The sequence below is a fragment of the Rhodosalinus sp. K401 genome, from assembly GCF_041365735.1.
Classification (GTDB): domain Bacteria; phylum Pseudomonadota; class Alphaproteobacteria; order Rhodobacterales; family Rhodobacteraceae; genus Rhodosalinus.
In genome coordinates this window covers 1-2,118 of record NZ_JBGFSI010000034.1, presented here as the reverse complement: position 1 = coordinate 2,118, position 2,118 = coordinate 1, and the positions used below count along the sequence as shown (strand labels likewise).

The window sequence follows — 2,118 nt, the reverse complement described above, 5'->3', positions numbered from 1 at the left end:
GCCGGGCAGTGCTCGGCGCCCATCTGCCAGAGCCCCAGAAGAAGCCCCAGCACGGCAAAGGTTCCATCGGACATAGTGTCGGTCCTGCCATGTCGCTTCCGGGAACGAGGATTTCGTCCCCTGCTGCACGCGGACCGCCCCGCCCGGCTGCGCGCCGCGCAAGGAGATGTCCAAGATTGTCACAAGAGTCCAGTCAAGCTCCGACTGATTGTAGGCGTTCGGTTTCAGGGTCTGTTTCACTCCCCTCGTCGGGGTGCTTTTCACCTTTCCCTCACGGTACTGGTTCGCTATCGGTCAGCAAGGAGTACTTAGCCTTGGAGGGTGGTCCCCCCATCTTCGAACAGGATTTCACGTGTCCCGCCCTACTTGATACGTCCTCTCACGCTTCCCGTACGGGGCTGTCACCCGCTATGGCCATGCTTTCCAACATGTTCCGGTCACGCTCAAGGCTCGGCTGGTCCGCGTTCGCTCGCCGCTACTGACGGAGTCTCGGTTGATGTCCTTTCCTCCGGGTACTGAGATGTTTCAGTTCCCCGGGTTCGCTCTTTGAAGCCTATGTATTCAGCCTCAAAGTACCTGGTTCTGCCCGCTGTTGATCACGCCGCTCCGACATCGCGCCGAACCGGCCGAAGGCCGGCGCGGAGCGCGTCGTCGCGAAGCGACAACAACGAACAATCAGGTGGGTTGCCCCATTCGGAGATCCATGGATCAAAGCCTATTCCCGGCTCCCCATGGCTTATCGCAGGGTATCACGTCCTTCATCGCCTCTTGCTGCCCAGGCATCCACCAAACGCCCTTCTCGCGCTTGATCCGATCCAGAGAAGGCAAAGCCTCTCCGGATACGGAAGTCGTACTTTCCCGCGGGACGCTCCGAAGAGCGCCCGCTTGGTTAGTGTACTTGACTTGGAGCAGCACCCCGGCCCGGCGGCCCGAAGACCCTCCAGATGACACACGCCCACTCGCGTGCATCGGGGATGCTGCATTTGTATCTCTCTCAACGATGTCAATTCGTCCGGTCGGACGATCCAGCGCATCGCGCCCTGCGCGCTGCGCTCGATGATCCGACCCGAAGATCGCCCTGACCGGGCCCGGGCCGCTGCGCGGCCCCGACCGGGGTGTCCGAAGGAACGGGATTGGTGGAGCCTACCGGGATCGAACCGGTGACCTCCTGAATGCAAATCAGGCGCTCTCCCAGCTGAGCTAAGGCCCCTGTCCTGGACGGCCGCGCGGACACGTCGCTCCGCGCCCGACCTCACCGGCCGGGCCTCCGCCCGGGGCGGCGCGAAGCGCACCAAAATGGTGGGTCGAGGAGGACTTGAACCTCCGACCTCACGCTTATCAGGCGTGCGCTCTAACCACCTGAGCTACCGACCCGTCACAGACCGGCGGCCTGCTCGTTCCATCTGAAGAGACATGAGGACGGTCCGGGACCGTCATGCGCCCCGCCCGAAGACGGAGACGCTGCCAAGTCGATCCCTCGTGGAAGGCGGACCTTCCAGCCGGGATCATCCTTAGAAAGGAGGTGATCCAGCCGCAGGTTCCCCTACGGCTACCTTGTTACGACTTCACCCCAGTCGCTGAGCTTACCGTGGCCGGCTGCCTCCTGCGAACAGGTTGGCGCACCGTCTTCGGGTAAACCCAACTCCCATGGTGTGACGGGCGGTGTGTACAAGGCCCGGGAACGTATTCACCGCGGCATGCTGATCCGCGATTACTAGCGATTCCGACTTCATGCCCTCGAGTTGCAGAGGACAATCCGAACTGAGACAGTTTTTGGGGATTAACCCATTGTCACTGCCATTGTAGCACGTGTGTAGCCCAACCCGTAAGGGCCATGAGGACTTGACGTCATCCACACCTTCCTCCCGCTTATCACGGGCAGTTTCCACAGAGTGCCCAGCCGAACTGCTGGCAACTGGGGATGTGGGTTGCGCTCGTTGCCGGACTTAACCGAACATCTCACGACACGAGCTGACGACAGCCATGCAGCACCTGTCACCGGGCCACCGAAGTGGAAACCGCGTCTCTGCGGCTGTCCCGGGATGTCAAGGGTTGGTAAGGTTCTGCGCGTTGCTTCGAATTAAACCACATGCTCCACCGCTTGTGCGGGCCCCCGTC

The 2,118-nt window shown here is 61.7% G+C and carries 2 tRNA genes and 2 rRNA genes; all 4 read right to left on the bottom strand.

Annotation, left to right across the window (positions count from 1 at the left end):
• A 23S ribosomal RNA gene (locus tag AB6A66_RS17315) occupies positions 1-811 on the bottom strand; the annotation flags it as partial.
• A gap of 323 nt (positions 812-1,134) precedes the next feature.
• Positions 1,135-1,210 (bottom strand) — tRNA-Ala (locus AB6A66_RS17310).
• Between the two features lie 87 nt (positions 1,211-1,297).
• Positions 1,298-1,374: transfer RNA gene (locus AB6A66_RS17305), tRNA-Ile, on the bottom strand.
• A 141-nt stretch (positions 1,375-1,515) separates the two neighbouring features.
• A 16S ribosomal RNA gene (locus AB6A66_RS17300) occupies positions 1,516-2,118 on the bottom strand; the annotation flags it as partial.